The following is a 24,348-nucleotide window of genomic DNA, read 5'->3' on the forward strand; positions in this document are numbered from 1 at the left end:
GTCGGCGGCGTCTCACCCCGGGAAGTCGATGACGAGAGCCCGGAGATCGGCTCGCGGGCGACGAGCAGCGTCCACCGCTCGGCGAGCAGCGCTCCGGCACCGCACTGAGCTGGACCGGGGCCGACGCGGAGAACCTGCCGTTCGCCGACGCCGGGTTCGACATGGTCCTGTCCGGCATCGGCGTGCTGTTCGCGCCGCACCACCAGCAGGGCGCCGACGAGCTGCTCCGGGTGTGCCGGCCGGGCGGCACGGTGGCGCCGCCGCCCTCGACGCGGCGCCGGCCGACCTCGGCGATCGTCCCGGCGCCGGCCGCGGGGAACACCTGCTCCGGACCGCCCGGCGGGTCTAGAGCTGCTTCGCGGCGGCAACCCTTCGGGTCGCAAAACCCAATTTGTGGTACGTCGCCACGGCCACGACATTGTCGTAGTCCGCCAGCAGAGCCACCCGTTCCCGTCCCGCCAGCAGCTCGTCGGCCGCCCACGCACACAGGCCCGCGGCCAGTCCCCGCCCACGGGCCTCCGGCCGGGTCGTCACCCCGGCCAGGAACCCGACCTCGCCGGTGGACCAGGCGTCGGCGGCCACCGCGAGCAACCGGCCACCGGTGTCGCGCAGGCCCGCCCACCTGGCGACGCCGGTCCCGCCCGGACGCGCGTACGAGTCCGGGAACGACTCGTCGAGCAGCTTGCCCACCTCCGGCCACTCGTCCTCGCCCAGCCAGTACGGGTCGCCGGACGGCACCCGGCCGATCGGCTCGGTCACCTCCATCCAGGCGAAGCGGGCCGTGGCGACGAGCTCCGGCATCCGTGCCACGACGGCGGTGACCAGGGGCTCCGGGCCGAACGGACGGAACGACGTACCCACCTCGGGCATCACCTCGCGAAGCAGGGTGGCCAGGGTCGCCGGGTTGCCGCTCATCACCAGCCGATCCCAGTGCGCCAGGTTCGCGCAGGCCACGACCGTCGCACCGGGCCGTTGCCAGACGCGGGCGCCGTCGGCGGCGGCCGCCCACCGGACGAAAAGATCTTGTGTCGACACGCGCCCATGCTGCCTCATCCGCTCGGCACGGATCCGGGAGGTGGCGCACTGCCGAAGCCTGTCAGAGTGGGCCGCGTGCCGAAGATCTCCTCCCTCCGCCGGCGTCGCCTGATCATTCTCGGCGGCCTCGGAGCCGCGCTCGCCATGATCATCGTGGCGGGCAGCAATCTGTGGGTACGGGCCGGCTCGGACGGGCACGTGTACCCGGCGGCGGACGTGCCGTCGGCGCCGGTCGCGCTGGTGCTCGGTGCGCAGGTCAACCCGGACGGGGAGCCGTCCGCGTTCCTGGCCGCGCGGCTGGACGTCGCCCTCGCGCTCTACCGAGCCGGCAAGGTGAAGGCGATCCTGGTCTCCGGCGACCACGCGGAATGGTCCTACGACGAACCCGGCGCGATGATGGTCTACCTGGTCGCCCGTGGGGTGCCGGCCGATCGGATCGTGATGGATCACGCCGGGTTCGACACGTACGACTCGTGCGCCCGGGCCGGCCAGGTCTTCGGGGTGCGGCAGGCGATCGTCGTCACCCAGTCATTTCATGTTCCGCGGGCGGTGGCGCTCTGCCGGGCGCTCGGGATCGAGACGGTGGGGGTGGGGGACGACACCGCTCGGGTCTACGAGCCGTTGTGGGCGCGCGGTCAGATGCGGGAGTGGGCGGCGGCGGTGAAGGCTGCCTGGGACGTGACCAGTGGGCGGGACCCGGTTTTCCTCGGGCCGCACGAGAGCGGAGTGGAGACCGCGGTGGCGCGCGCCTGAGCTCCGCCTGACACGCGCCCGGGGGCCAGCCGCTGCGGCCCCGGTCAGGGAAGGGGAGTGAGGTGACGGCGGGTCGCGGACGGGGCTTCGGCCACGGGGCCCTGCCAGGCCAGGTGACCGTCGGGGCGGATCAGGGCGGCCACCCCCGAGGGAGTCACCGGGGCGGCGAGGCGCAGGCGGTCGCCGTACCCGGGAAGGGTTTGATCGTCGGTGATCAGGATGTGCTGCCCGGATCGGAGCGCCTCGTAAAGACGCTCACCATCACCCAGGGTCAGGTCAGCGGCTCGTGGCGCGCCCGGGTAGGCGATGCCGATGCCGGAGAGGATGCCGGCGGCCCGGTGCATGACCGGCGGCAGGGACATCAGCGCGGAGCCCGCGGTGTTCCGGACGAAGCGCCCGCCGGCCGAGCGGATCTTCGCGAGGCGGATCAGTGCGCCGCTGCTACGCAGCACGAGCCGGCCGACCGGGTGGCGTTCGGCCTGGTAGGTGTCGAGGAGACCGGGCGGGGCCCAGCCCTGGATCGTCGCGGCCAGCTTCCACGCCAGGTTCGCGGCGTCCTGCAAGCCGGTGTTCATGCCCTGGCCGCCGGCCGGCGAGTGGACGTGCGCGGCGTCGCCGGCCAGCAGGATGTTGCCCGCACGGTACGCCGGGACCTGTCGTTCGTCGCTGTGGAAGCGCGACATCCAGCGACTCTCGGTGATCCCGAAGTCGGTGCCGAGCGCACGTCTCGTGACTGCCCGGATTTCGTCGAGGGTGACGGGTTCACGGTCGCTCACCTGGTGGCGGCGGTCCCAGGCGAAGATGCGGTGCCAGCCGTCGCCGAACGGGGCGACGAACGCGAACGCGTCGCCGACCGCGTTGACGGCGAGCACGTCCGGCGGCGGGTCGGCCAGGCGCACGTCGGCCAGCATGATAGAGGTGAGCACGGAGCGGCCGGGGAACGGCAGGCCGGCCATCTCGCGGACGGTGCTGTGCACCCCGTCGGCGCCGATGATCCAGTCGGCGGTGGCGGTCCCGGGGCCGAACTCGACGCCGCGGACTAATTGTGCGCCGGCTTTCCGGGCGCGCTCCTCCAGCAGTCTCTCCACGTTGTACTGCGGGGTGATCAGCAGGAACGGGAAGCGGGTCGGCAATGAGCCGAGGTCGACCCGGAGGTGGTCGAAGAGCCGGAGCCGCGAGACTTTCACCCCGGTGGCGATCAGCTCGTCGGCGAGGCCACGGGCGTCGAGCACCTCGAGGGTGCGGGCGTGCACGCCGAAGGCCCGGGTCAGGTTCGACGTCTCGGACCGGCGTTCGAAGACGGTCACCTCGATCCCGGCCCGGGCCAGGTCGCCGGCCAGCAGCAGGCCGGTCGGGCCGGCTCCGGCGATTGCCACGGTGGTGTGCATGACCCCTCCTGTCAACGGTTGTTGGCCAACGCTTGTTGACAACGGTAGGGGCACGTCACTCTGAATGTCAACGGGTGTTGGCAAGCGCTTGCCGAGGACAACTGGAGCACGCCGCCGTGGATGTCAACGCTTGTTGGCATAGATTGGGGGCATGACAGCACCACGCCGCTCCGACGCCACCCGCGCCGCGATCCTGGCCGCCGCGCGGGAACGATTCGCCGCCGACGGCTTCGAGCGGGCCACCATCCGGGCCATCGCCGCCGACGCGAGCATCGACCCGTCCCTGGTCATGCGCTACTACGGCAACAAGGAGAAGCTGTTCGCGGCGGCCGCCGAGTTCGACCTGCGCCTGCCCGACCTGGACGGAGTGCCGCCCGAGGACTACGGCGCCGCACTGGTCGCGCACTTCCTGGACCGCTGGGCCGGCGACGAGAAACTGCTGGCGCTGCTGCGCTCCGGGGTGACGCACGAGGCCGCCGCCGAGCGGATGCGGGAGATCTTCGCCGCGCAGGTCGGCCCGATCGCGGCCCGGGTCGCCCCCGATCCGGCGTCCGCGGCGACCCGGGCCGGGCTGATCGCCACGCAGATCCTCGGGTTCGCGTTGTGCCGGTTCGTGCTGCGCCTGCCGCCCGTCGTCGACCTGGACCGGGAGGCCTCGATCGCCTGGCTCGGCCCGACCGTCCAGCGCTACCTGAGCGGCGCCGCCTGACATCGACGACCGTGGAATTTCGCCCACGAGCATCAGGACGTCAAGGTGGTCGACGGCGTGCAGTTCGGCGACCTGGTCGAGTTCTGCGACTTCGGATACATCGCCCGCGTCAACGCGGCCACGCTCTGGACCCTGGCCAACGCCCCCGGCACGCCCAGGAACGTCGTCATCGACACCACCCTGCTCACCAACGAGACCACCCTGCGCTGGACCCTCGGCACCGAACCCGGCCTGGCCGGCTACGAGGTGGTCTGGCGGGAGACGACCGCGCCCGACTGGACCCACGCGGTGCCGGTCGGCAAGGTGGCGACGGCCACGGTCGACATCTCCAAGGACAACGTCCAATTCGGCGTACGGGCAGTGGACACCTCCGGACACCGCAGTCCCGCGGCAGCGCCGAAGCCGTCGGCCTGATAGGTTCCCTTCGTGATCCGCGCGCACCGCGCATGATCCCCGAGTGCTCGAAAGAGTGAAGCCAATGATTGCCCCGCCGCCCGCCAGTGGGTTCCTCGTGCTTCCTCTTCTCGTTCTGCAGCCCTCGGAAGGGTCTACCCATCATGGATCTGCGCATTCAGCGCTCTGTCGTCGCCAACCTGCGTAACCGGCCGAACCCGGTCGACTCCGGGCCGTTCGTGCTCGGGCTGGATCTGAGCACCGACAGTCCTCACATCAACTACGCGACGCCGGTTCCCGGCATCGAGATCACCGCGGGAGACGTCCGCGGCCTGGTCCAGGCCTTCGGCACCTTGAAACCCCGCTTGGAGTACGTCGTCAGCTGCGCTCCCGACCTGGAGAAACTGCTGCTGGACGCGGGCTTCGAGGTGGAGTCCCGCAACGAGTACCTGATCTGCACGCCGTCGACGCTCACCGTCCCGCCGGTCCCGGAGGGCTTCGAGCTGTTCGAGCCGTCGACGGACGAGGAGTTCGCCGGCATGATCTCCGCCCAGAACGAGTCGTTCGGCGGCGAGTTCAGCGCCACCCCGGCCGACGTCGACCGCTACCGGCGCAACCGGGCGAAGGGCGGCCTGCAGGTCGCCGCCCGCACGCTGGACGGCCAGTACGCCGGCGGGGGCACCGCCGTCGCCCCGGACGAGGGCCTCAGCGAGGTCGCCGGCATCGCCGTCCGCCCCCAGTTCCGCCGCCGCGGCCTGGCCGGCGCCGTCACCGCCGCCCTCACGTCCCGCCTCTTCGCCACCGGCAACGACGTGGCCTGGCTGGAAGCGTCCGGCGACGACTCCTGGCGGGTCTACGAGCGGGTCGGCTTCCGCCCGTCCGGCCAGCGCCTCTACATCGCCAAGGACTGACCCTTCACGCCTCCCCCGCCGTTGTCCTGCCCCGGACAGCGGCGGGGTCGTCGCTAGGGTGGCAGCGTGACGATCAACGGTGTGGCCCTGGTGACCGGAGCATCGCGAGGGCTGGGCGCGCACATCGCGCGGCGGCTGGCGGCGGACGGGTGGCCGGTGGCGGTGAACTACCGGTCCGACGCGGAGGGAGCCGCGCGGGTCGTGGCGGACATCGAGGCGGCCGGTGGGCGGGCGGTGGCGGTCGGGGCCGACGTGACGGACGAGAACGCCGTACGGGAAATGGCTTTTGACGTCGCCTCTCGTCTCGGGCCGATCCAGGTGGTGGTGGCGAACGCGACCGGGCCGCAGCCGGCCCGGCCCGCGGAGGAGGTGAGCTGGCGGGATCATCTGGACCAGCTGGAGTTCTTCGTGAAGAGCCCGACGCTGCTGCTGCAGGCCACGCTGCCCGGGATGCGGGCGCTCGGCGGTGGCCGGTTCATCCACATCGGGTCGGATTCTCCGGTACGGGCTCTCCCCGGCGCCTCCGCCTACAACGCGGCCAAGGGAGCGCAGCTGGCGCTGGCCAAGACGTGGGCGCGGGAGCTGGGCGTGCACAACGTGACCGTGAACGTGGTCGCGCCCGGCTGGATCCCGGTCGAACGGCACGACGACGTGACGGCGGAGGACAAGGCGGGATACGCCGCGGATGTGCCGCTCGGCCGGATGGGGACGCCGCAGGAGATCGCGGAGGTGGTCGCCTTCGTCGCGTCGGACGCGTCCCGCTTCGTCACCGGCGAGCGGATCATCGTGAACGGCGGTCACACCCTCGGCTGAGAAATGTCGGACCCGGTCGCTAGCGTGCGGGCATGTTCTCCAAGCGGCGACCTGCCCTCACGAACGATCCGGCCCGCGGCGCGTGGCGGTCGGCTCAAGGACTGCTCTGGATCAGCGAGACACCTGTCGAGTCCGGCTGGTGGAGCACGGTGCACGCACAGCGCGGCGAGACCGGGCTGTGGCCGTTGCTCCTGCAGGGGCTGGGCACCTCGACGCCGATGCGGCCGTGGGAGAGCGGCGAGCTGCTTCCGGAGCTGATCCGGACGAGACCCGGCGATCACGACGTGTCCGCGCTGCTCCGGATGTGGTTCGAGGGCCAGATGCCGCTCGAGGAGGAGCTGGCGGAGGTGGGCGAGGTCATCGCCCCGTTCCGGGACGGATGGCCCGGGCTCGCGCCGCCCGGGGCGATCGGGACGGATCCCGAGGAGCACGCCGTCGAGTCGGCGGAGCTGCTCGCCGACTTCGATCGGGCCGCCGGGGCGCGGCTCGGGCTGGTCCCGTGCTCGCGCGGCGCGGACGCGCCGGCGGCCATCGGCTGGTCCGGGCCACTCAACCACGAGAACGACACCGCCATGATCTCCGCGGTCCTGCGCAGCTGGGAGGAGCGGTTCGGGGCACGGCTGGTCGCGCTCGGCTTCGACACGATGGTCCTCAGCGTGGCGGCGCCGCCGCGGGAGATCGAGCACGCGCGGCTGGTCGCGGCGGAACATCTCGGCTTCTGCCCGGACAACATCACGCAGGGCACCGGGTCGCTGGAGGAGTATGCGAAGGAGTTGCTCGGCGCCGAGCAGTGGGGGTTCTGGTGGGACTGAGATTTCTTCAGCCTGAACTGGTCGGTCTCAGCTGAAGGATTCACCGTCGGGGACATGAGCGAGATTCCCGTGTCCGCGACGCGGGCCGCCGGTGCGATCCGGTTGGCCCTCAGCCGGCTGCGCCGGCGCCTGCGCGAGGTGGCCGCCCTGGGCGGCGACACCGTCACCGTCGACGGCGCCACCCCGTCAGGCAGCAGCCGCGACCGCATCAGACCCAGAGGCTGACGCATTTTGGCTCGGCGGGGCGCGGGCGCGCGGCGAGCGCGGGCGCGGCAAGCGCGGGCGTGGGCGTGGCGGGCGTGGGCGTGGCGGGCGTGGCGGGCGCGGGCGCGGCGAACGCGGGCGCGGGCGCGGCAAGCGCGGGCGCGGCAAGCGCGGGCGCGGGCGCGGCAAGCGCGGGCGCGGGCGCGGACTCAGTGCGAGCCACGGCGCTGGGATGCGGCGCGCGGGTGAGTCGAGGCGGGCGGTTCACGGCGTACCGGAAAGGGGAAGCCCGCGGCATGGAGCCGCGGGCTTCCCTGGTGCCGAGCGGATCAGGCGCCGCGGAGCGTGGCCCCGAAGCGGGAGGCCGTCACCGCGACCGCGGCGTCCCGGGCGGCGATGGTCTCCTCCGAGGTGAGCGTGCGGTCGGGCGCGCGGAACGTCAGCTTGTAGGCCAGCGACCGCTTCCCCTCCCCCAGCTGCGCGGACTCGTAGACGTCGAACAGCGCGACCGACTCCAGCAGCTCGCCGGCCCCGGAGACGAGGGCCGTGCGGACCTCCTCGGCCGGGACCGAGGCGTCGAGGACCAGGGCCACGTCGATCAGGGCGGGCGGGAACGTGGAGATGTGGACAGCGTCGACGATCGGGGCGTCCGGGAGGGCGTCCAGGTCGATCTCCATCACGCTGGTGCGCTTCGGCAGGTCCAGCGCGGAGACGACGGCCGGGTGCAGTTCGCCGGCGTGGCCGACGACCGTGCCGTCGACGAGGATCGCGGCGCAGCGACCCGGGTGCCACGGGGCGTGCTCGGCCGCGCGGACCGTGACCCGGTCGTCGCGGACACCCGCGGCGCTGATCGCGACACGTGCCGCCTCGACCGCGTCGGCCCAGGTGGCGGCGCGACCCGCACCCCACCAGCCGGACGGCTCGGCGTCACCGGTCAGGACCGCGGCGAGGTGCCACGGCTGCTCGGGGACGATCGCGTTGGCCTGCGCCCACTCCTCGTCGGTGGGGCGCCGGTCGACGCCGAGCGGCTGCGGGGCCGCCGGCGTCAGGTGCGGCAGGAACACCGTGCCGGCCTCGAAGAGGGCCACGTCGCGGTGGCCGCGGCCCAGGTTGCGCTTGAGCGTGCCGAGCAGCGGGCCGATCAGGCTCGTGCGCAGCAGCGGCTCCTCCTCGGAGAGCGGGTTGGTGAGCCGCACCGCGCTGCGCCGCGGGTCGTCGGCGGCCAGCCCGAGCTGGTCCGCCGTGCCGGGCGCGACGAACGGGTAGGACAGCACCTCGACGTAGCCGTTCTCGGCCAGCGCCCGGCCCACCGACCGGCGGCGGCGCTGGGACGGGGTGAGACCGTTGCTGGCCGTGGCCGGCGGGAGCACGCTCGGGATGTCGTTGTAGCCGCCGAGCCGCGCCACCTCCTCGACCAGGTCGATCGGGGTGAGCAGGTCGGGCCGCCAGCTCGGCGGCACGACGTCAGTGCCGGCGACCGTGCAGCCGGCCGCGGTGAGCAGCTCGGCGGTCCGGTCCTGGGTGTAGGGCAGGCCGATGATCCGGGTCGGCAGGTCGGCCGGCAGGTGGATCGCGGCCGGCGGGGCGACGTGGTCGAGGTCGAGGACCCGCTCGTCGGCGGTGCCACCGGCGTGCTCGACCAGGATCGCGACCGCCCGTTCGAGCGCGGCCAGGGTCAGCTGCGGGTCGACGCCACGCTCCCAGCGCTTCGCGGCCTCGCTGAACAGCTTGTGCCGGCGGGCGGTGCGCCCGACCATCACCGGGTCCCAGTGGGCGGCCTCGAGGAGCACGTCGACGGTGCCCGGCTGCCACTCGCTGGTCTCGCCGCCCATCACCGCGGCGAGCGAGATCGGACCGGTCTCGTCGCAGATCACCATGTCCTCGGCGTCGAGCACCCGCGCGACACCGTCGAGGGTGGTCAGCTTCTCGCCCGGGTGGGCCCGGCGCACGACCAGGCCGCCGCGCAGGCGCTGCAGGTCGAAGACGTGCATCGGCTGACCGAATTCGAGCATCAGGTAGTTGGTGATGTCGACCGGCAGCGAGATGGCGCGGATGCCGGACTGGATCAGGCGGCGCTGCATCCACTCCGGGGACTTCGCCTCGGGGTCGATGCCACGCACGATCCGCGCCGAGAAGCGGTCGCAGCCGACGGTGTCGTCGACGGTCAGGTCGTACAGCGAATTGTCGGTCCTGGCGGAGATGCCGATGGCCGCCGGGTCCTTGTAGGACACGGTGAAATGAGTGGCCAGCTCGCGGGCGATACCACGAACGCTCATCTCGTAGCCGCGGTCCGGCGTGATCTCCACCTCGACCAGCACGTCGTCGAGGCCCACCACCGGGCGCGCGTCGGCACCCGGCGTGCCCGAGGGCAGCACGATGATGCCGTCGTGCTCGTCGGAGATGCCCAGCTCGCGAGCCGAGCAGATCATGCCGTTGGAGTTGCGGCCGTACGTCTTGCGGGCACCGATCCTGAACCCGCCGGGCAGCTCACCGCCGGGCAGGATGACCACGACGAGGTCGCCCTCGGCGAAGTTGCGCGCGCCGCAGACGATCTCCTGCGGCGCCTCGCGTCCGACGTCGACGGTGCAGAAACGGATCGGCTTCTTGAAACCGGTCAGCTCCTCGATGGTCAGCACCCGGCCGACGACCAGGTCACCCTGGATCGTGGCGGCCTGGTCGACGATCGACTCGACCTCCATGCCGAGGTTGTTCAGCGCCTGGTCGAGCCGCTCGGCGGTGAGGTCAGCGGGCAGCGCGACGTATTCACGCAGCCACGACAGTGACGTCTTCATCGCTTCAGGACTCCATTCCGAAGTTCGTGGTGAACCGCACGTCGCCCTCGACCATGTCGTGCATGTCGGAGACGCCGTTGCGGAACATCAGGGTCCGTTCGACACCCATGCCGAAGGCGAACCCGGAGTACGTCGCCGGGTCGATCCCGCACGCGGTGAGCACCCGCGGGTTGACCATGCCGCAGCCACCCCACTCGACCCAGCGCGGGCCGTCGCGGTGCTGCGCGAACCAGACGTCGAACTCCGCGGACGGCTCGGTGAACGGGAAGTAGTGCGGGCGCCAGCGGGTGCGCGCGTCCGGCCCGAACATCGCCTTGGCGAAGTGGTCCAGGGTGCCGCGGAGGTGGGCCATCGTGATGCCCTCGTCGATGACCAGGCCCTCGATCTGGTGGAAGACCGGGGTGTGCGTGGCGTCCAGCTCGTCCGTCCGGTACGCCCGGCCGGGGCTGACGACGCGGATCGGCGGCTTGCGGGTGAGCATGGTGCGCACCTGGCCGGGGGACGTGTGCGTACGCATGACCAGGCCCGGCAGGTCCACGAAGAACGTGTCGGAGGCGCCGCGGACCGGATTGTCCGGCCCGATGTTGAGCGCGTCGAAGTTGGCCCACTCCAGCTCCAGCTGGGGGCCGTCGACGATGTCGTAACCCATGCCGATGAAGACGTCACCCATGTGGTCCATCAGGGTGGTCAGCGGGTGACGCGCACCGCGCGGGCGGCGGCCCCACGGCAGGGTGACGTCGACCCGCTCCTCGACCAGCACGCGGGCGGCGCGGTCGGCCTCGAGCTCGGCCTGCCGGGCGTCGTAAGCGCTCTGGACGGCCTGGCGGGCGACGTTGACGCGCTTGCCGGCGTCGGATTTCGCGGCCGGGGGCAGCGAGCCGATCTCCCGGCGGGCCAGCGACACGGGCGAACGGTCGCCGAGGTGCGCCGGCTTGAGCGCGACGAGCGCGTCGAGGTCGGTGGCCTGCGCGAACGCCTTCTCGGCGTCGGTGACGGCGGCTTCGAGCGACTCGGGCGCCAGCAGGACGGCCTGCTTAGGATCGTACGGATCGTTGCGGTAAGACATGGCTGGGCGAACTCCCTCACACCGGATGAGCCATCGGGCAGTGTACGGAGGCACGGCTGAGCCGCAGCCCGCCGGTCAGCGAAGTTCGCGCAGGAGAGTCAGATCCGGCGCCCGCGACCAGCGGGCCGGATAAACAGTTCCCTCGGACCTGACATGGCGGCCAGTCTACCCTCAGCGCTGCGCGCGAGCACTCGCATACAGGCAGACCGCCGCCGCCGCGGCCAGGTTAAGGCTTTCCGCGCCACCGTAGATCGGAACCCGTACGCGCCGATCGGCGTTCTTCAACAGGTCGTCGGGGAGACCGTGGGCCTCCGAGCCGAACAGCCACGCCGTCGGCGCCGTCAGCAGACCGCCGTCGAGCAGCGAGTCGACGTCGTCCGACCCGGTGCCGCTGGTCGCGAGCACCTGCAGGCCGGAATCCTGCAGCAGGGTCAGCACGTCCAGCGGGGCACGGACCACGTCCAGGTGGAAGAGCGAGCCCGCCGAGGCACGAACGCATTTCCCGTTGTACGGGTCGACGGCGTCCCCCGCGAAGATCACCGCTCCGGCGCCGGCCGCGTCGGCGGTGCGCAGGATCGTGCCGGCGTTGCCCGGGTCGCGGATCTCGGCGACCACCGCGACCAGTTTCGGCGACTTCGCCAGCGCGGCGCCGATCGGCACGTCCACCTGCTCGCAGAGTGCGACCAGGCCCTGCGGCTGCACGGTCTCGGCCAGCGCCGCCATGGCCTCGTCGGTGACCGGCGACACCTCGGGCGCCTGCGCGGTCAGCTCGGCGTGCCGCTCCAGCCCGGCCGGGGTGCCGAAGAGCTCCAGCACGACGCCGGCGGCGAGCGCCTCGCGGACGGCCTGCGGGCCCTCGGCGAGGAAACGACCGGCCTGGTCACGATCGCGGCGGCGCTGCAGACGACGGGCGGCGACGATGCGGGGGGTACGCGGTGTGAACATCTGCTCCGGGATCTCGGGTCGGCTGGGCAGCTTCACGAAGCCGCTGCGAGTGGGCGCGGGACTTCCCGAACGGGAAACGCCCCCCGATCGCTCGGGGGGCGTTCCTTCGAGTGCGCGAGACTCAGGCAGCCTGAGCGGCCGCGCCGCCGGTGCCCTCGGCCGCGACGGCCGCGCGAGCGACCTCGACGATGGCAGCGAACGCCGCCGCGTCGTTGACCGCCAGGTCGGCCAGGATCTTGCGGTCGACCTCGACCTCAGCCAGCTTCAGGCCCTGGATGAGGCGGTTGTAGGTCATGCCGTTGGACCGGGCCGCCGCGTTGATGCGCGTGATCCACAGCTGGCGGAAGTCGCCCTTGCGGTCACGGCGGTCACGGTACGAGTACTGCATCGAGTGCAGCACCTGCTCCTTGGCCTTGCGGTACAGGCGGGAGCGCTGACCGCGGTAGCCGCTCGCGGTCTCGAGCAGAGTGCGGCGCTTCTTCTGGGCGTTTACCGCCCGCTTGACGCGTGCCATTTCAAGTACTCCTTACAGGGGAACGTGTCAGGCGCGCGTCAGCGGCCCAGAAGCTTCTTCACTCGCGGGACGTCAACCTTGGCCACCACGACAGTGCCGGTCATCCGGCGGGTAACGTGGGAGGACTTGTGCTCGAGCAGGTGGCGCTTGCCGGTCAGCTCACGCACGATCTTGCCCTTGCCGGTGACCTTCACCCGCTTACCCATGCCGGTGTGGCTCTTCATCTTCGGCACTTAGAACGCCTCTTTCTGATCTTTCCCCACGACCGGAGCCGTGGGGAAAAGCTGACTACTCTACTGCTGCTGCTGGGGTGTCGGCTGGCTCGGCCGACTCAACCTCGGTGCCGTCACCTTCACGCGGTTCCCGGGCCGGCTTGGCGCCCGCGGCGACCGCGGCAACCGCGGCGGCCTTGGTGGCCCGGTGCGGTGCCAGCACCATAATCATGTTTCGGCCGTCCTGCTTCGGACTGGCCTCCACGAAGCCGAGCTCGGAGATCTCCTCGCTCAACCGTCGCAGCAGGCGGAACCCCAGCTCGGGGCGGCTCTGCTCACGACCGCGGAACATGATCGTCACCTTGACCTTGTCGCCCGCCTTGAGGAACCGCACCACGTGACCCTTTTTGGTCTCGTAGTCGTGCGGGTCGATCTTCGGCCGGAGCTTCATTTCCTTGATGACGGTCTGCTGCTGGTTGCGCCGCGCTTCGCGGGCCTTCAGTGCGCTCTCGTACTTGAACTTGCCGAAGTCCATGAGCTTGCACACCGGCGGCCGGGCCATCGGAGCAACCTCGACCAGGTCCAGGTCGACATCCGCGGCCAGTTGGAGCGCGCGCTCGACCGGCACGATGCCGACCTGCTCACCCTCCGGACCGACCAGTCGGACCTCTCGAGCCCGGATCTGTTCGTTCACGCGTGGTTCGACGCTGATGGGGCCTCCTCAGAACGTACCTATATCTGCCAATGTCGGTCGGCCCCGGTTCACCGCTCCCCGCAGACGGCGGGAACGGCCGGGAAAGCAGAAGGCCTCGGCAGCACACGCCTGGTTTGAATTCAAACTCAGGCGCGCATGCCAAGGCCCGCTCGACCGGTCATCGGCGTCCATGGGGAGGACGCGCCCCGGACAGGAAATATTCCCTGCTCGGATGACCGGACCCAGCCACGTCGGTGACTCGGGTGGGAACCAGCGGGCTCCTCTTTCGCGTCCTGTTTTTTAGGCAGGACGTGGTCGACTGCCCGCCAGTCTATCAGGCGTCTTGAGCAGCGTTATGAAGAGCCCGCAGCGCCCGTACGCCGTCGACCGCATAGTCCTTGTCGACCGCCTGCAGAGCGTGGATCGACACCTGCTCGTCGTCGAGCAGCTCCAGCTGCGCCCACGGCGAGTTCCGGTCGAACCGGACCGCCCGCACCACGTTCCACGGCAGGTCGTAACCGCCGACCACGTTGCGCACGTGCACGCCCTGGTCGTCGGCGCGGACCCGGGGCCGGCAGAACGCCAGGATGCCGAGCCCGATCAGCACTCCCAGCCCGATCATCGCGGCCTGGTCACCGCGCTGGAAGCTGCCCGAGCCGGGCTGGCCGGCGTTCTCGAACCCGGCCTGCCCGTGCAGCCCGAAGCTGAGCACGGTGAAGAGCACGACCACACCGGCCGCCAGCGAACCGGCGACCCAGCGGATCTTCTGCGGACGAAAGTTCACGTCAGTCATCACAACCTGCAATTCGCGATATCCGTCACCAGGATGGCACGCGCGCCCAGCTCGTACAGCTCGTCCATCACCTTGTGCACCGCACTGCGCTGGACCATCGCCTCGACGGCGACCCAGCCCTCACGGTGCAGCGGGGAGACCGTCGGCGACTCGATGCCCGGGGTCAGCGCGGTGGCCTGGTCCAGCAGATCGGCGCGGACGTCGTAGGCCAGCATCACGAAGTTGCGGGCGACCAGGACGCCGTTGAGCCGCCGCAGCAGCTGGGCGCCGCCGGCCGGCGGTTCGGCGTGACGCCCGATCAGGATCGCCGACGAACGCATCAGCGGCTCGCCGAGCGTGACCAGGCCGGCCTGGCGCAGCGTCGCGCCGGTCTCCACCACGTCGGCGATCAGGTCGGCGACACCGAGGCGGACCGCGTTCTCCACCGCACCGTCGAGGCGGACCACGTCGGCCTTCAGCTCGTGCTCGGTCAGATAGTTGCTGACCAGGCCCGGGAACGCGGTGGCGATCCGCTTGCCGCCGATCTGCTCCACCGACGACAGCGTTCCGGCCGGGACGGCCCAGCGGAACGTGGCACCGGAGAAGTTCAGGTCGAGCAGCTCCGTGGCCGGGACACCGGAGTCGACCAGAAGATCGCGGCCGGTGATCCCGAGATCCAGGTCACCCGAGCCGACGTACGTGGCGATGTCGCGGGGACGCAGGTAGAAGAACTCGACGTTGTTGGCTTCGTCACGGCAGACCAGGTCTTTGGGGTCGGTGCGCTGACGGTAACCGGCGTCCTTCAGCATCTGCGAGGCCGGCGCGGAGAGGTTGCCCTTGTTCGGAATGGCGATGCGCAGCATTGACGTGCTCCTTCGTTCTCGACGGACGGATCGGGACCGCACGTCAGAGATGTCGGTACACGTCCTTCAGCTCGAGACCGGTGGCGATCATCAGGACTTGTGCCTGGTAGAAGAGCTGCGAGAGCTCCTCGGCGGCTCGTTCCGGGCCCTCGTGCTCGGCCGCCATCCAGGACTCGGCCGCCTCCTCGACGACCTTCTTCCCGATGAAGTGGACTCCACGGTCGAGCGCCTCGACCGTGCCCGAGCCGGGGGTTCGTTCGGCCGCTTTGCGCTGCAACTCGGCGAACAGTTCTTCGAACGTCTTCACGGGAGACGATTGTTGCAGCTCATTACGGTCCGACTACGAACGGCCCCAGCCCGTGGGACGTCTTTTAAGCTGCCCGGCATGGTCAGCCGTCTCACCCCCATCCTCGTCGGCGGCGCCGTGCTGGCGCTCGCCACCGTCACGGCCTGTTCCCCGGTCGAGGACGACACCACCACATCCGCATCCCCGTCCGCGCCGGTGAAGGCCTGCCCGTCCGGCGCGCTCGCCGGCACGGTCGCCGCCGGCAAACTCACGATCGGGACCGACAACCCGGCGTACGAGCCCTGGTTCAAGGACAACAAGCCCGACAACGGCCAGGGCTTCGAGTCCGCGGTCGCCTACAAGGTCGCCGAGCGTCTCGGCTACACCAAGGAGCAGGTGGTCTGGACGTCGGTGACGTTCAACAACGCCATCGCGCCCGGGCCGAAGACGTTCGACTTCGACATCAACCAGTTCTCGATCACCGACGAGCGCAAGCAGGCCGTCGACTTCTCGTCGCCGTACTACCTGGTCCGGCAGACCGTGATCACCACCAAGAAGTCCAAGATCGCGAACGCCAGGTCGCTGGCCGACCTGGCCGGCGCGAAGCTCGGCGCCCAGGTCGGCACGACCAGCTACCAGGCGGTCACCGACATCATCAAGCCGGCCACCAAGCCGTTGGTGTACAACAGCAACGACGACGCCAAGGCGGCCCTGGAGAACGGCACCGTCGACGGCATCGTGGTCGACCTGCCGACCGCGTTCTACATGACCGCGGCCGAGCTGAAGGACGGCGTGATCCTCGGCCAGCTGCCGCAGGTCGGCGTGCCCGAGCAGTTCGGCCTGGTGCTGGACAAGGGCTCCAAGCTGACCGGCTGCGTCAGCGCGGCCGTCGACCAGCTGCGTCAGGACGGCACCCTCGCCGAGCAGGAGAAGACCTGGCTCTCCGACGCCGGAGCGCCTGAACTCAAGTGACGTACGCGCCAAGTGAGCGGCAGCAGGAGCGGATCGCCTTCCGTCGCCGGCAGACGGTCCGCTCCGTTCTGCTCGCCGCCCTTTCCACCGCCGCCGTCGGCGCCCTGCTCGCGGTCGGGATCACCGGGTCGCCCGGCTGGCCGCGGGTCAAGCAGTCGTTCTTCAACTGGGACGTCGCCACGAAGTACCTGCCGGACATCCTCGACGGCTTCTGGCTCAACATCCGGCTGTTCGTGATCTGCGCCCCGCTTGCCCTGCTGCTCGGCCTGCTGGTCGCCGTCCTGCGCACGCTGCGGGGGCCGGTCGCGTTCCCGGTGCGCATGCTCGCCACCGGCTACACGTACTCGTTCCGGGGCGTGCCGCTGATCATCACGATCTACCTGTTCGCCTTCGGCATTCCCGGTCTGCGCCTGCAGGGCACGCCGGACGTGCTGATCCTCGGCGGGGCGGCGATCACCATCACCTACGGGTCGTACCTGGCCGAGGTGTTCCGGGCCGGCATCGAGTCGGTGCATCCGAGTCAGGTCGCCGCGGCCCGCTCGCTGGGCCTGAGCTATCGCCAGGCGATGCGGCACGTGGTGCTGCCCCAGGCGGTCCGCCGGGTCGCGCCGCCGCTGCTCAACGATGTCGTGTCGATGCAGAAGGACGTCGGCCTGATCTCGCTCGCCGGGGCGATCGACGCGATCCGGGCGGCCCAGATCGGCGTGGCCCAGTCGGCCAACTTCACGCCGTACGTGGTCGCCGCCGTGCTCTTCGTCCTGCTCGCCCTCCCCCTGATCGTGATCACCGACCGGGTGACGCTGCGTGCCGCCCGGGCCCAGAACGCGGGAACGTGATGCTGCTCTCCTGTACCGACGTGCGTAAGACGTTCGGCGGCAACGTCGTGCTCGACGGCCTCGACCTGGAGGTGGCCGAGCACGAGGTGGTCGCGCTGATCGGCGCGTCCGGCTCGGGCAAGTCGACGCTGCTGCGCTGCGTGAACCTGCTCACCGAGATCGACGACGGAACGATCCTCCTGGACGGCGCGGAGATCACCGACCCTCAGGTCAATCCTGACCTCGTACGGCGGAAGATCGGTCTTGTCTTTCAGAGCTTCAACCTGTTCCCGCACATGACCGTGCTGGACAACATCACCCTCGCCCCCACCCGGGTGCACAAGCGGGCCGCCGCCGAGACGCGTGACCAGGCCATGACCTGGCTGGAACGGGTCGGGCTGGCCGACAAGGCGAAGGCGTTCCCCGACGGGCTCTCCGGCGGTCAGCAGCAGCGCGTGGCGATCGTCCGTGCGCTGGTCAACAGCCCACGGCTCCTGCTGCTGGACGAGGTGACCTCGGCGCTCGACCCGGAACTGGTCGGCGAGGTGCTCACCATGATCCGGGACCTGAAAGCCGAGGGCATGACAATGGTGCTGGCCACCCACGAGATGGGTTTCGCCAAGCAGGTCGCCGACCGCGTCGCCTTCCTCGACAACGGCCGGGTTCTCGAACAGGGCCCGCCCGAGCAGGTGCTGGGCGACCCCGTCGAGCCGCGAACCAGGCAGTTCCTGACCCGCATCATCGAAGCCGGCCGCTTGTAGCCCAGCACAACGCATTGCGCCCGCTGACGGCGAGAGCCCCGGAAAAGACTAGGCGAAACCGTGGTCTTCTCCGGGGCTCTCGCCGTCAGCCGCCAAGGGCGCAATGCCGCGACGCCGCAGGCGGCGCCATCAACTCAGTACTTCTGAACCTCGCGGATGGCGAGCGCGGCGTCGAGGACGGCGACCGTGCTCTGCCATCCCTTGTCCTCGATCGAGTCCTCGAGGCCGGCCCGGTCCCGGGCCTGCCCGAGGCTCTGCACGGTCAGCACCCCGTGCGCGACCGGCGTCTGCTCGTCCAGCGAGACCCGGGTCAGCCCGGCCGTGACGGCATCGCACACATACTCGAAGTGCTGGGTCTCGCCCTTGATGACCACGCCGAGCGCGACCACCGCGTCGAACCGCTTGGCCATCGCCTGCGCGACCACCGGCAACTCGACCGAGCCGGCCACCCGGGCCACGACGACGTCGGTGACGCCGCACGCCTCGGCGGCCGCCTTGGCCCGCTCCACCATGTGGTCGACCAGGTCGTTGTGCCAGCGTGAGCCGACGATGCCGAGCCGCAGCCCGGCCGCGTCGACGGGCTGGGTGTGTGGATCACCGAAGCCGGCCATGAGATTCCCCCTCTGTCGTCATCATCACCGCAGAACCGGGCCGAGTCAGCCCAACGCCTCGAACAGGTGGCCCATCCGGTCCCGCTTGGTCCGCAGGTAGCGCACGTTCTCCGGGTGCAGCCGGACCGGCAGCGCCTCGCGCCCGGTGACCCGCAGGCCGTAGCCCTCCAGGCCGGCCCGTTTCGCCGGGTTGTTGGTGAGCAGGCGCATCGAGCGCACGCCCAGGTCGTAGAGGATCTGCGCACCGGTCCCGTAGTCCCGCGCGTCGGCCGGCAGGCCCAGCTCCAGGTTCGCGTCGACGGTGTCGAAACCCCGGTCCTGCAACTGGTACGCCTGAAGCTTGTGCAGCAGCCCGATGCCGCGCCCCTCGTGCCCGCGCATGTAGAGCACGACGCCACGCCCGGCCGCGGCGACCCGCTCCAGGGCCGCGTCGAGCTGGGGGCCGCAGTCGCAGCGCCGGGACCCGAAGACGTCCCCGGTCAGGCACTCGGAGTGCACCCGGACCAGCACGTCCTCCCCGTCGGCGAGGTCGCCGTAGACCAGGGCCACGTGCTCGCCGTTGTCGGCCGAGGTCCGGTAGCCGACCGCGGTGAAGACGCCGTGCTCGGTCGGCATGGTCGTCTCGACCACGCGCTCGACCTGCTTGCCGGCCCTCTCCTTCAGATATGCCACCAGGTCGGCGATCGTGACCAGCACCAGGTCGTGCTCGACCGCGAACTTCTCCAGGTCGGGGCGGCGCTGCATGGTGCCGTCGTCGTTGACCATCTCGCAGAGCGCGCCGGACGGGCGGAGACCGGCCAGCACGGCCAGGTCGATCGCGGCCTCGGTGTGACCCGGGCGGCGCAGGACGCCACCGGCCCTGGCCCGCAGCGGCACCACGTGGCCGGGCCGGGACAGGTCACCCGGCTCGGTGTCGGCCGCGGCGAGCAGGCTGATCGTCCGCGCGCGGTCGGCGGCCGAGATGCCGGTGCTCACGCCGTGCCGGGCGTCGACCGCCACCGCGTACGCCGTGCCCTTCTTGTCCTGGTTGGTGTGGTACATCGGGGGCAGGTCGAGCCGGTCGGCCTCGTCCTCGGTGATCGCCACGCAGATGTAGCCGGACGTGTAGCGGACCATGAACGCGACCAGTTCCGGGGTGGCGTGCTCGGCCGCGAAGATGAGGTCGCCCTCGTTCTCCCGGTCCTCGTCGTCCACCACGATCACCGGCCGGCCGGCCTTGATCTCGGCTATCGCGCGCTCGACGCTCTCAGACATTGCGGCTCCCCAGCATCTTCTCGACGTACTTGGCGATCACGTCGACCTCGAGGTTGACCGGCTCGCCGATGGCTTTGCTGCCCAGCACGGTGTGCTTGGAGGTGGCCGGGATCATCCCGACCGAGAACGTGTCGTCGGTGACCGCCATGACCGTCAGCGACACCCCGTCCACCGTGATCGAACCCTTCTCCACCACATATCGCGCGAGATCGGCCGGAAGTGAGAAGGTGACGACCTCCCACTGGTCGGCCGGCTCGCGGGCGACGAGCTCGGCGACCCCGTCCACGTGGCCCTGCACCAGGTGACCGCCGAGGCGGCTGCCCAGTGCGGCGGCGCGCTCCAGGTTCACGTTGCCGCCGACCTTCAGCGCGCCCAGCGAGGACCGCCGCAGCGTCTCGCCCATCACGTCGGCGGTGAACACGCCGTCGACGTTGTCGATCACGGTGAGACAGACGCCGTTGACGGAGATCGAGTCGCCGTCGCGCGCGTCCGACGTGACCAGCGGGCCCTTCACAGCGATGACCGCGGAGTCCTCGCTGCCCTCGGTGAGGCGGACGATCTCGCCCAGTTCCTCGACGATGCCGGTGAACATTTTTCAGTTCTCCTTCTGGCGGAGCGTTGCGGTGAAGCGCAGGTCGCCCCCGATCTGCGCGATGTCGGTGAAGTCGAGCTCCAGGGCGTCGGCGATGGTGCCGATCCCCGCGTCGACCAGGGCGGGACGGCCGGCGCCGAGCAGTTTCGGCGCGACATAGCCGATCACCCGGTCGACCAGGCCCGCGGCGAGGAACGCGCCGGCCAGGGTCGGACCGCCCTCCAGCAGGACGTTGCGGATGCCGCGGGCGTGCAACTCGGTGAGGACCGCGGTCAGGTCGACCCGGCCGTCCGGCCCGTGACCGGCCTCGGCCGCGGTGACGATCCAGGTCGCGGCGGCGGCGTCACGGACGCGGGCATTTTCCGGCGTACGCCCGTGGGAGTCCACGACCACACGCAACGGCTGCTTGATCGCGAGCGAGCCGTCCCGCAGGTCACGGACGGTCAGCTGCGGATCGTCGGCGAGTACCGTGCCGACCCCGGCGACGATCGCGTCCACGGTGCTGCGCAGCTCGTGCACGTCGAAGCGGGACTCGGCGGAACTGACCCACTGGCTCGTCCCGTCCGCGGCGGCCGAGCGGCCGTCCAGCGTGGCGGCGAACTTCCAGGTCACGAACGGGCGGGAGCGGCGCACCGCGGTCAGCCAGGCGATGTTGCCGAGCTCGGCCTCGGCGCGGCGGACCCCGGTCTCGACCTGAACGCCGGCCGCTCGCAGGGTGGCGGCGCCGCCGGAGGCCACCGGGTTCGGGTCGTCGACGGCGATCACGACCCGGCGCAGGCCGGCCTGGATCAGCGCCTCCGAGCACGGGCCGGTGCGGCCGGTGTGGTTGCACGGCTCGAGGGTGACCACGCAGGTGCCGCCGCGGGCCCGCTCGCCGGCCTGGGCCAGCGCGACGATCTCGGCGTGCGGGCCGCCCGCGTAGGCGTGGAAGCCCTCGCCGACGACCTCGCCGTCGGCGCTGAGCAGGAGGCAGCCGACGACCGGGTTCGGGCTGGTCGTGCCGAGGCCCCGGCCGGCCAGCGCGATCGCGCGGCGCATCGCCTCGTCCTCGGTCACCATCGGCGTCGTCGTCCTCTCGCGCGGTGCGCCACGCGAGGGGATCGCGCGGCCCGGTGACCGCGCGGTTGGCGCCGCGCGGCCGTGACAGCCGCGCAGGGGGACTCGCGCGGCCCTGGGACTGCGCGACTTTCGCCACGCGGCCGTGTTCACGCGCGACGAGCTTGAGGGAGAAAACGCCAGGAATCAGACACGATGGGTACGCTTCGCGCACCCCGGCCGGATGCCGCCCTCACCGAGGGTGCACCCGCGGATGTAGCCCCGCTGAGGGCACACCCGTCCGATTCCGCGCGCTGTCTCCCATCCGGACTGTCTGACCGAGCTTGCGCCCGATCAACCGTCGGCCCCGGAGTCTCACCAGGTCCACCGGCCGCCATGGTCTTGACGTCCGGGTCGCGGGCTTACCGCCGCTTGCGCAGCAGATCACCGCCGGTTCGGAATTTCACCGAGTCCCGCCAGCGCGTGGTGGGTTACCCCTGAGTCTTGCACGCGATCGGGAATTTGCCACCCCACGCGTCGCCGATCTCACAAAGGCTTGTTGACCATGGCACCGATCAGGGCGGCAGCGTGCTCGACCTCGTCCTCGGTGTTGTAGTAGTGCGGCGAGAAGCGGATCAGCGGCGGCGGATTCCGGTCCTCGGTGTCGAACTGCTGGTGCCCCGGGACGGTGCTGGTCACGTTCACGCCTTCGGCCGCGAGCCGGGTCACCACCTGCGCGGAGTCCACCCCGTCGACCTTCACGGTGACGATCGCGCACTGGCGTTGCCCGAGATCGTAAACGGTCACGCCGGGAATGTCCTCCAGCAGGCCGCGCATCCGGTCGCCGAGCTCGGAGTTGCGCTTGCCGATCTCGTCGAGGCCCAGGTTGAGCGCTTGATCGACGGCCGCGCCGAGACCGAGCACAGCCGCGTGGTTCAGCTCCCAGGTGGCGAACCGCTGGGCGCCGGGCACCCAGTCGAAGCCGCGCGCGCCGTCCCAGTCCGCCGACTCGATCTCCACGATGTGCGGGTCGAGCCGGTCCAGGATGCCACTGCGCACCCAGAGGAAGCCGGTGCCGCGGGGCCCGCGCAGGAACTTGCGCCCGGTGGCGCAGAGGAAGTCGCAGCCGATCTCCTCGACGTCGACCGGGAACTGGCCGACCGACTGGGTGGCGTCCAGCAGGTAGGGCACCCCGGCGGCCCGGGCGATGCGACCCACCTCGGCGGCCGGGTTGACCAGGCCACCGGCGGTCGGCACGTGCGTCAGCCCGATGAGTTTCGTGCGTTCGTCGATCAGACCCGCCAGCGCGTACGTGTCGATCTGCCCCGATGCGTCGTTCGGCACGACCACGATCTCGGCGCCGGTCCGCCGCGCCAGGTGCAGGTAGGACAGGACGTTGCTGCCGTACTCGTTGCGGCCGGTCAGCACACGGTCGCCGGCCCGCAGCGGCACCGCGTGGAACGCCGCCTGCCACGCATGCGTCGCGTTGTCGAACAGAGCGATCTCGTCGGACCGGCCACCGAGCAGCTCGGCCAGTCCGGAGTGGACGCGGGCCCGCCGTTCGGCCGCCGCGTCCGCCGCCTCGTAACCGCCGATCTCGGCCTCGAGCCGCAGATGCCCGACGACCACGTCCAGGGTTTCCTGCGACATCAACCCCGCGCCCGCGTTGTTGAGGTGGATCCGGTGGCGGCACCCGGGAGTGCCGGCACGAAGCGCGTCGACGTCCATGCGTCGAGAATTTCAGACCGGCCGCGTCCGCGCGACTGTCGTAGACAGTGTCTACGCGCTCTGGTAGACACTGTCTATGGCCCCTGACGATGCCTTACGCGATCGACTGGTCCACGTCGGGGCGGAATTGTTGCGCACGGAAAGTCCCGGCACCCTCTCACTGCGTGAGATAGCGCGCCGCGCCGGCGTCTCGCACGGCGCTCCCCGCCGCTACTTCCCGACCCATCTGTCCCTGCTGTCGGCCATCGCCCGCTCCGGATTCGCCGACCTCTCCGCCCAGATCACGACAGCCCTCGGCACCACCCCGGAAGATCCACGATCGAAGATCACGACCATTGCTCGTACGTACGTACGATTCGCCGCCGCCAACCGCAGCATGTTCGAGCTGATGTTCCGGCACGACCTGCTCTCCAGTGACGGCGAACTCGGACTGCGTGACGCCTCACTCCCGATCTTCCGGCTCTTCACCGACCTGGTCGAAGCCGCGCGCCCGGTCTCCCCCGAGGTGCCGGCGCAGGTGACCGCCGCGGCGATCTGGGGCGCCCTGCACGGCACCGCACAACTCTGGAACTGGGGTTCGCTGACCCTCGCCACCGAGGCCACCGACCCGATCCCGTTCGTCGACGCCACCCTGACCGCGCACCTCGGCCCGGAAGGTACCCGATGACCCGCATGCCACCCCTCTACGCCGGAGCCCACCGCACACTGGGCGTCCTGCTGCGCACGTTCTGGCCCACGACCGTCACCGGGCTGGAGAACATCCCGGCGGACACCGGCGCGATCCTCTGCTCCAACCACCACGCCATCGCCGACCAGCTCTTCCTCGGGGTCAACACGCCACGGCACGTCGCGTTCTGGGCCAAGGCGGAGTACTTCCGGGCGCCCGGCCTCCGCGGCGACCTGACCCGCCGGGTCGTCACCGGGATGGGCGCCATCCCGGTCGAGCGGGCCGGCGGACGAGCCGTGCTGACCGCGTTCGACGCCGCGGTCCCGATCCTGCGGGCCGGGGGCCTGGTCGCCGTCTTCCCCGAAGGCACCCGCTCACCGGACGGCCGGCTCTATCGCGGGCGCACCGGCGCGGTCCGGCTCGCCGCGCAGGCCGGGGTCCCGGTCGTCCCGATCGGCATCCGCGGCACCGACCAGGTCCGCCCGGCCGGCCACCGCATGCCGCGCCGCCACCCGATCGCGATCTCCTTCGGCCCGCCGATCCCGGTCAAGGTCGAGTCCGCCCAGGACGCCCGCCGGCTCACCGACGACCTGATCGCCGCCATCCAGTCCCTGACGTCCCAGGAGTACGTCCCCACCTACGCACCCGCCCGCCCCTCCTGACCCACAGCGGCCCGCCCAGCCACCACACGTGGCTCACCCCGCAGCGAACCGTCCAGCCCTTGACCCGGTCCGGCGGGCACAGGCCCGCG

The 24,348-nt window shown here is 70.9% G+C and carries 28 protein-coding genes, 1 pseudogene and 1 riboswitch; of the genes and pseudogenes, 13 read left to right on the top strand and 16 right to left on the bottom strand.

From position 1 onward, the window contains the following. Positions 1-104: 104 nt before the first annotated feature. Positions 105-242, top strand: a pseudogene (locus ACH442_RS25400) (class I SAM-dependent methyltransferase); the annotation flags it as partial. A gap of 103 nt (positions 243-345) precedes the next feature. Here ACH442_RS25400 and ACH442_RS25405 read toward each other — a convergent pair. Then, positions 346-1,035 (bottom strand): GNAT family N-acetyltransferase, encoded by a 690-nt coding sequence (locus ACH442_RS25405; protein WP_396340597.1) that lies wholly within the window; start codon positions 1,033-1,035, stop codon positions 346-348. Positions 1,036-1,110: 75 nt separating this feature from the next. Between ACH442_RS25405 and ACH442_RS25410 the strand changes: the two genes are divergently transcribed. Next, entirely contained in the window at positions 1,111-1,788 is a 678-nt protein-coding gene (locus ACH442_RS25410; protein WP_396340598.1) for a vancomycin high temperature exclusion protein, read from the top strand. A gap of 44 nt (positions 1,789-1,832) precedes the next feature. Here ACH442_RS25410 and ACH442_RS25415 read toward each other — a convergent pair whose 3' ends face one another. After that, the gene (locus ACH442_RS25415) at positions 1,833-3,176 is read right to left on the bottom strand and encodes an FAD-dependent monooxygenase (protein WP_396340599.1); all 1,344 of its coding nucleotides are present in this window, start codon (positions 3,174-3,176) and stop codon (positions 1,833-1,835) included. A 151-nt stretch (positions 3,177-3,327) separates the two neighbouring features. Here ACH442_RS25415 and ACH442_RS25420 point away from each other — a divergent pair, with 151 nt between their 5' ends. The 6 genes from ACH442_RS25420 to ACH442_RS25445 all read left to right on the top strand — a co-directional run bounded on the left by ACH442_RS25420 (position 3,328) and on the right by ACH442_RS25445 (position 7,039). Further along, positions 3,328-3,885, top strand: coding sequence for a TetR family transcriptional regulator (locus tag ACH442_RS25420; protein ID WP_396340600.1), 558 nt, complete (start codon positions 3,328-3,330; stop codon positions 3,883-3,885). A gap of 45 nt (positions 3,886-3,930) precedes the next feature. After that, on the top strand, positions 3,931-4,299 hold the full coding sequence (locus tag ACH442_RS25425) for a hypothetical protein (RefSeq protein ID WP_396340601.1): 369 nt from the start codon (positions 3,931-3,933) through the stop codon (positions 4,297-4,299). Between the two features lie 143 nt (positions 4,300-4,442). Continuing rightward, the gene (locus ACH442_RS25430; protein ID WP_396340602.1) at positions 4,443-5,189 is read left to right on the top strand and encodes a GNAT family N-acetyltransferase; all 747 of its coding nucleotides are present in this window, start codon (positions 4,443-4,445) and stop codon (positions 5,187-5,189) included. A 66-nt stretch (positions 5,190-5,255) separates the two neighbouring features. Further along, positions 5,256-6,002: an SDR family oxidoreductase gene (locus tag ACH442_RS25435; protein ID WP_396340603.1), complete on the top strand. Its 747-nt coding sequence runs from the start codon at positions 5,256-5,258 to the stop codon at positions 6,000-6,002. Positions 6,003-6,034: 32 nt separating this feature from the next. After that, positions 6,035-6,814 (top strand): DUF4253 domain-containing protein, encoded by a 780-nt coding sequence (locus tag ACH442_RS25440; protein ID WP_396340604.1) that lies wholly within the window; start codon positions 6,035-6,037, stop codon positions 6,812-6,814. 54 nt (positions 6,815-6,868) lie between these two features. Continuing rightward, positions 6,869-7,039, top strand: a complete 171-nt coding sequence (locus tag ACH442_RS25445) for a hypothetical protein (RefSeq protein WP_396340605.1) — start codon at positions 6,869-6,871, stop codon at positions 7,037-7,039. A 308-nt stretch (positions 7,040-7,347) separates the two neighbouring features. On the opposite strand, the gene pheT is transcribed toward ACH442_RS25445, so the two are convergent. The 9 genes from pheT to ACH442_RS25490 form a co-directional block, all read right to left on the bottom strand. Continuing rightward, positions 7,348-9,810, bottom strand: a complete 2,463-nt coding sequence (gene pheT / locus ACH442_RS25450) for a phenylalanine--tRNA ligase subunit beta (protein WP_396340606.1) — start codon at positions 9,808-9,810, stop codon at positions 7,348-7,350. Positions 9,811-9,814: 4 nt separating this feature from the next. Beyond that, a complete protein-coding gene (pheS, locus tag ACH442_RS25455; protein ID WP_396340607.1) occupies positions 9,815-10,876 on the bottom strand; it encodes a phenylalanine--tRNA ligase subunit alpha in 1,062 nt (353 codons plus the stop codon). Between the two features lie 171 nt (positions 10,877-11,047). Then, positions 11,048-11,821, bottom strand: a complete 774-nt coding sequence (locus ACH442_RS25460) for a TrmH family RNA methyltransferase (protein ID WP_396340776.1) — start codon at positions 11,819-11,821, stop codon at positions 11,048-11,050. Between the two features lie 121 nt (positions 11,822-11,942). Next, positions 11,943-12,335, bottom strand: a complete 393-nt coding sequence (gene rplT, locus ACH442_RS25465) for a 50S ribosomal protein L20 (RefSeq protein ID WP_043528305.1) — start codon at positions 12,333-12,335, stop codon at positions 11,943-11,945. A gap of 38 nt (positions 12,336-12,373) precedes the next feature. Next, positions 12,374-12,568: a 50S ribosomal protein L35 gene (gene rpmI / locus ACH442_RS25470; RefSeq protein WP_014693393.1), complete on the bottom strand. Its 195-nt coding sequence runs from the start codon at positions 12,566-12,568 to the stop codon at positions 12,374-12,376. 55 nt (positions 12,569-12,623) lie between these two features. Next, positions 12,624-13,241, bottom strand: a complete 618-nt coding sequence (gene infC, locus ACH442_RS25475; RefSeq protein ID WP_396340608.1) for a translation initiation factor IF-3 — start codon at positions 13,239-13,241, stop codon at positions 12,624-12,626. 334 nt (positions 13,242-13,575) lie between these two features. Further along, positions 13,576-14,034, bottom strand: a complete 459-nt coding sequence (locus ACH442_RS25480) for a PH domain-containing protein (protein ID WP_396340609.1) — start codon at positions 14,032-14,034, stop codon at positions 13,576-13,578. After that, entirely contained in the window at positions 14,034-14,876 is an 843-nt protein-coding gene (hisG, locus tag ACH442_RS25485; RefSeq protein WP_396340610.1) for an ATP phosphoribosyltransferase, read from the bottom strand. The genes ACH442_RS25480 and hisG overlap by 1 nt, the downstream gene beginning before the upstream one ends. A gap of 43 nt (positions 14,877-14,919) precedes the next feature. Further along, positions 14,920-15,183 (bottom strand): phosphoribosyl-ATP diphosphatase, encoded by a 264-nt coding sequence (locus ACH442_RS25490; protein ID WP_396340611.1) that lies wholly within the window; start codon positions 15,181-15,183, stop codon positions 14,920-14,922. Between the two features lie 78 nt (positions 15,184-15,261). On the opposite strand from ACH442_RS25490, the gene ACH442_RS25495 reads away from it, so the two are divergent. From ACH442_RS25495 to ACH442_RS25505, 3 genes are read left to right on the top strand one after another with little or no spacing between them, the layout of a single operon-like run. Beyond that, positions 15,262-16,134, top strand: a complete 873-nt coding sequence (locus ACH442_RS25495; protein WP_396340612.1) for an ABC transporter substrate-binding protein — start codon at positions 15,262-15,264, stop codon at positions 16,132-16,134. Continuing rightward, positions 16,131-16,970: an amino acid ABC transporter permease gene (locus ACH442_RS25500; protein ID WP_396340613.1), complete on the top strand. Its 840-nt coding sequence runs from the start codon at positions 16,131-16,133 to the stop codon at positions 16,968-16,970. Before ACH442_RS25495 ends, ACH442_RS25500 begins: the two co-directional genes overlap by 4 nt. Then, positions 16,970-17,710 (top strand): amino acid ABC transporter ATP-binding protein, encoded by a 741-nt coding sequence (locus tag ACH442_RS25505; RefSeq protein ID WP_396340614.1) that lies wholly within the window; start codon positions 16,970-16,972, stop codon positions 17,708-17,710. The genes ACH442_RS25500 and ACH442_RS25505 overlap by 1 nt, the downstream gene beginning before the upstream one ends. A gap of 134 nt (positions 17,711-17,844) precedes the next feature. Here the strand turns inward: ACH442_RS25505 and ribH are convergent, their stop codons facing one another. From ribH to ACH442_RS25530, 5 genes are all read right to left on the bottom strand, one after another. After that, a complete protein-coding gene (gene ribH / locus ACH442_RS25510) occupies positions 17,845-18,321 on the bottom strand; it encodes a 6,7-dimethyl-8-ribityllumazine synthase (RefSeq protein WP_396340615.1) in 477 nt (158 codons plus the stop codon). A gap of 45 nt (positions 18,322-18,366) precedes the next feature. Beyond that, positions 18,367-19,575, bottom strand: a complete 1,209-nt coding sequence (locus ACH442_RS25515; protein WP_396340616.1) for a bifunctional 3,4-dihydroxy-2-butanone-4-phosphate synthase/GTP cyclohydrolase II — start codon at positions 19,573-19,575, stop codon at positions 18,367-18,369. After that, entirely contained in the window at positions 19,568-20,167 is a 600-nt protein-coding gene (locus ACH442_RS25520; RefSeq protein ID WP_396340617.1) for a riboflavin synthase, read from the bottom strand. Before ACH442_RS25520 ends, ACH442_RS25515 begins: the two co-directional genes overlap by 8 nt. 3 nt (positions 20,168-20,170) lie before the next feature. Further along, a complete protein-coding gene (ribD, locus tag ACH442_RS25525; protein WP_396340618.1) occupies positions 20,171-21,226 on the bottom strand; it encodes a bifunctional diaminohydroxyphosphoribosylaminopyrimidine deaminase/5-amino-6-(5-phosphoribosylamino)uracil reductase RibD in 1,056 nt (351 codons plus the stop codon). A 285-nt stretch (positions 21,227-21,511) separates the two neighbouring features. Further along, a riboswitch (FMN riboswitch) is annotated at positions 21,512-21,687 on the bottom strand. A gap of 61 nt (positions 21,688-21,748) precedes the next feature. After that, on the bottom strand, positions 21,749-22,930 hold the full coding sequence (locus ACH442_RS25530) for an aminotransferase class V-fold PLP-dependent enzyme (protein ID WP_396340619.1): 1,182 nt from the start codon (positions 22,928-22,930) through the stop codon (positions 21,749-21,751). 76 nt (positions 22,931-23,006) lie between these two features. Here ACH442_RS25530 and ACH442_RS25535 point away from each other — a divergent pair, with 76 nt between their 5' ends. Both ACH442_RS25535 and ACH442_RS25540 read left to right on the top strand, forming a co-directional pair. Further along, positions 23,007-23,597, top strand: a complete 591-nt coding sequence (locus ACH442_RS25535; protein WP_396340620.1) for a TetR/AcrR family transcriptional regulator — start codon at positions 23,007-23,009, stop codon at positions 23,595-23,597. Between the two features lie 5 nt (positions 23,598-23,602). Beyond that, positions 23,603-24,259: a lysophospholipid acyltransferase family protein gene (locus ACH442_RS25540; protein ID WP_396340777.1), complete on the top strand. Its 657-nt coding sequence runs from the start codon at positions 23,603-23,605 to the stop codon at positions 24,257-24,259. Positions 24,260-24,348: the final 89 nt, after the last annotated feature.

It is taken from the genome of Actinoplanes sp. NPDC020271, assembly GCF_044388125.1.
Classification (GTDB): Bacteria; Actinomycetota; Actinomycetes; order Mycobacteriales; family Micromonosporaceae; genus Actinoplanes.

Bases quoted from the DNA above. Each gene is read 5' to 3' on its own strand.
- ACH442_RS25440 (WP_396340604.1), top strand. From the start codon at position 6,035: ATGTTCTCCAAGCGGCGACCTGCCCTCACGAACGATCCGGCCCGCGGC.
- ACH442_RS25515 (WP_396340616.1), bottom strand. From the start codon at position 19,575: ATGTCTGAGAGCGTCGAGCGCGCGATAGCCGAGATCAAGGCCGGCCGG.
- ACH442_RS25460 (WP_396340776.1), bottom strand. From the start codon at position 11,821: ATGTTCACACCGCGTACCCCCCGCATCGTCGCCGCCCGTCGTCTGCAG.
- ACH442_RS25535 (WP_396340620.1), top strand. From the start codon at position 23,007: ATGGCCCCTGACGATGCCTTACGCGATCGACTGGTCCACGTCGGGGCG.
- rplT (WP_043528305.1), bottom strand. From the start codon at position 12,335: ATGGCACGCGTCAAGCGGGCGGTAAACGCCCAGAAGAAGCGCCGCACT.
- ribH (WP_396340615.1), bottom strand. From the start codon at position 18,321: ATGGCCGGCTTCGGTGATCCACACACCCAGCCCGTCGACGCGGCCGGG.
- ACH442_RS25480 (WP_396340609.1), bottom strand. From the start codon at position 14,034: ATGACTGACGTGAACTTTCGTCCGCAGAAGATCCGCTGGGTCGCCGGT.
- pheS (WP_396340607.1), bottom strand. From the start codon at position 10,876: ATGTCTTACCGCAACGATCCGTACGATCCTAAGCAGGCCGTCCTGCTG.
- ACH442_RS25445 (WP_396340605.1), top strand. From the start codon at position 6,869: ATGAGCGAGATTCCCGTGTCCGCGACGCGGGCCGCCGGTGCGATCCGG.
- hisG (WP_396340610.1), bottom strand. From the start codon at position 14,876: ATGCTGCGCATCGCCATTCCGAACAAGGGCAACCTCTCCGCGCCGGCC.
- ACH442_RS25540 (WP_396340777.1), top strand. From the start codon at position 23,603: ATGCCACCCCTCTACGCCGGAGCCCACCGCACACTGGGCGTCCTGCTG.
- ACH442_RS25505 (WP_396340614.1), top strand. From the start codon at position 16,970: ATGCTGCTCTCCTGTACCGACGTGCGTAAGACGTTCGGCGGCAACGTC.
- ACH442_RS25520 (WP_396340617.1), bottom strand. From the start codon at position 20,167: ATGTTCACCGGCATCGTCGAGGAACTGGGCGAGATCGTCCGCCTCACC.
- ribD (WP_396340618.1), bottom strand. From the start codon at position 21,226: ATGGTGACCGAGGACGAGGCGATGCGCCGCGCGATCGCGCTGGCCGGC.
- pheT (WP_396340606.1), bottom strand. From the start codon at position 9,810: ATGAAGACGTCACTGTCGTGGCTGCGTGAATACGTCGCGCTGCCCGCT.
- ACH442_RS25530 (WP_396340619.1), bottom strand. From the start codon at position 22,930: ATGGACGTCGACGCGCTTCGTGCCGGCACTCCCGGGTGCCGCCACCGG.
- ACH442_RS25420 (WP_396340600.1), top strand. From the start codon at position 3,328: ATGACAGCACCACGCCGCTCCGACGCCACCCGCGCCGCGATCCTGGCC.
- ACH442_RS25495 (WP_396340612.1), top strand. From the start codon at position 15,262: ATGGTCAGCCGTCTCACCCCCATCCTCGTCGGCGGCGCCGTGCTGGCG.
- ACH442_RS25430 (WP_396340602.1), top strand. From the start codon at position 4,443: ATGGATCTGCGCATTCAGCGCTCTGTCGTCGCCAACCTGCGTAACCGG.
- ACH442_RS25415 (WP_396340599.1), bottom strand. From the start codon at position 3,176: ATGCACACCACCGTGGCAATCGCCGGAGCCGGCCCGACCGGCCTGCTG.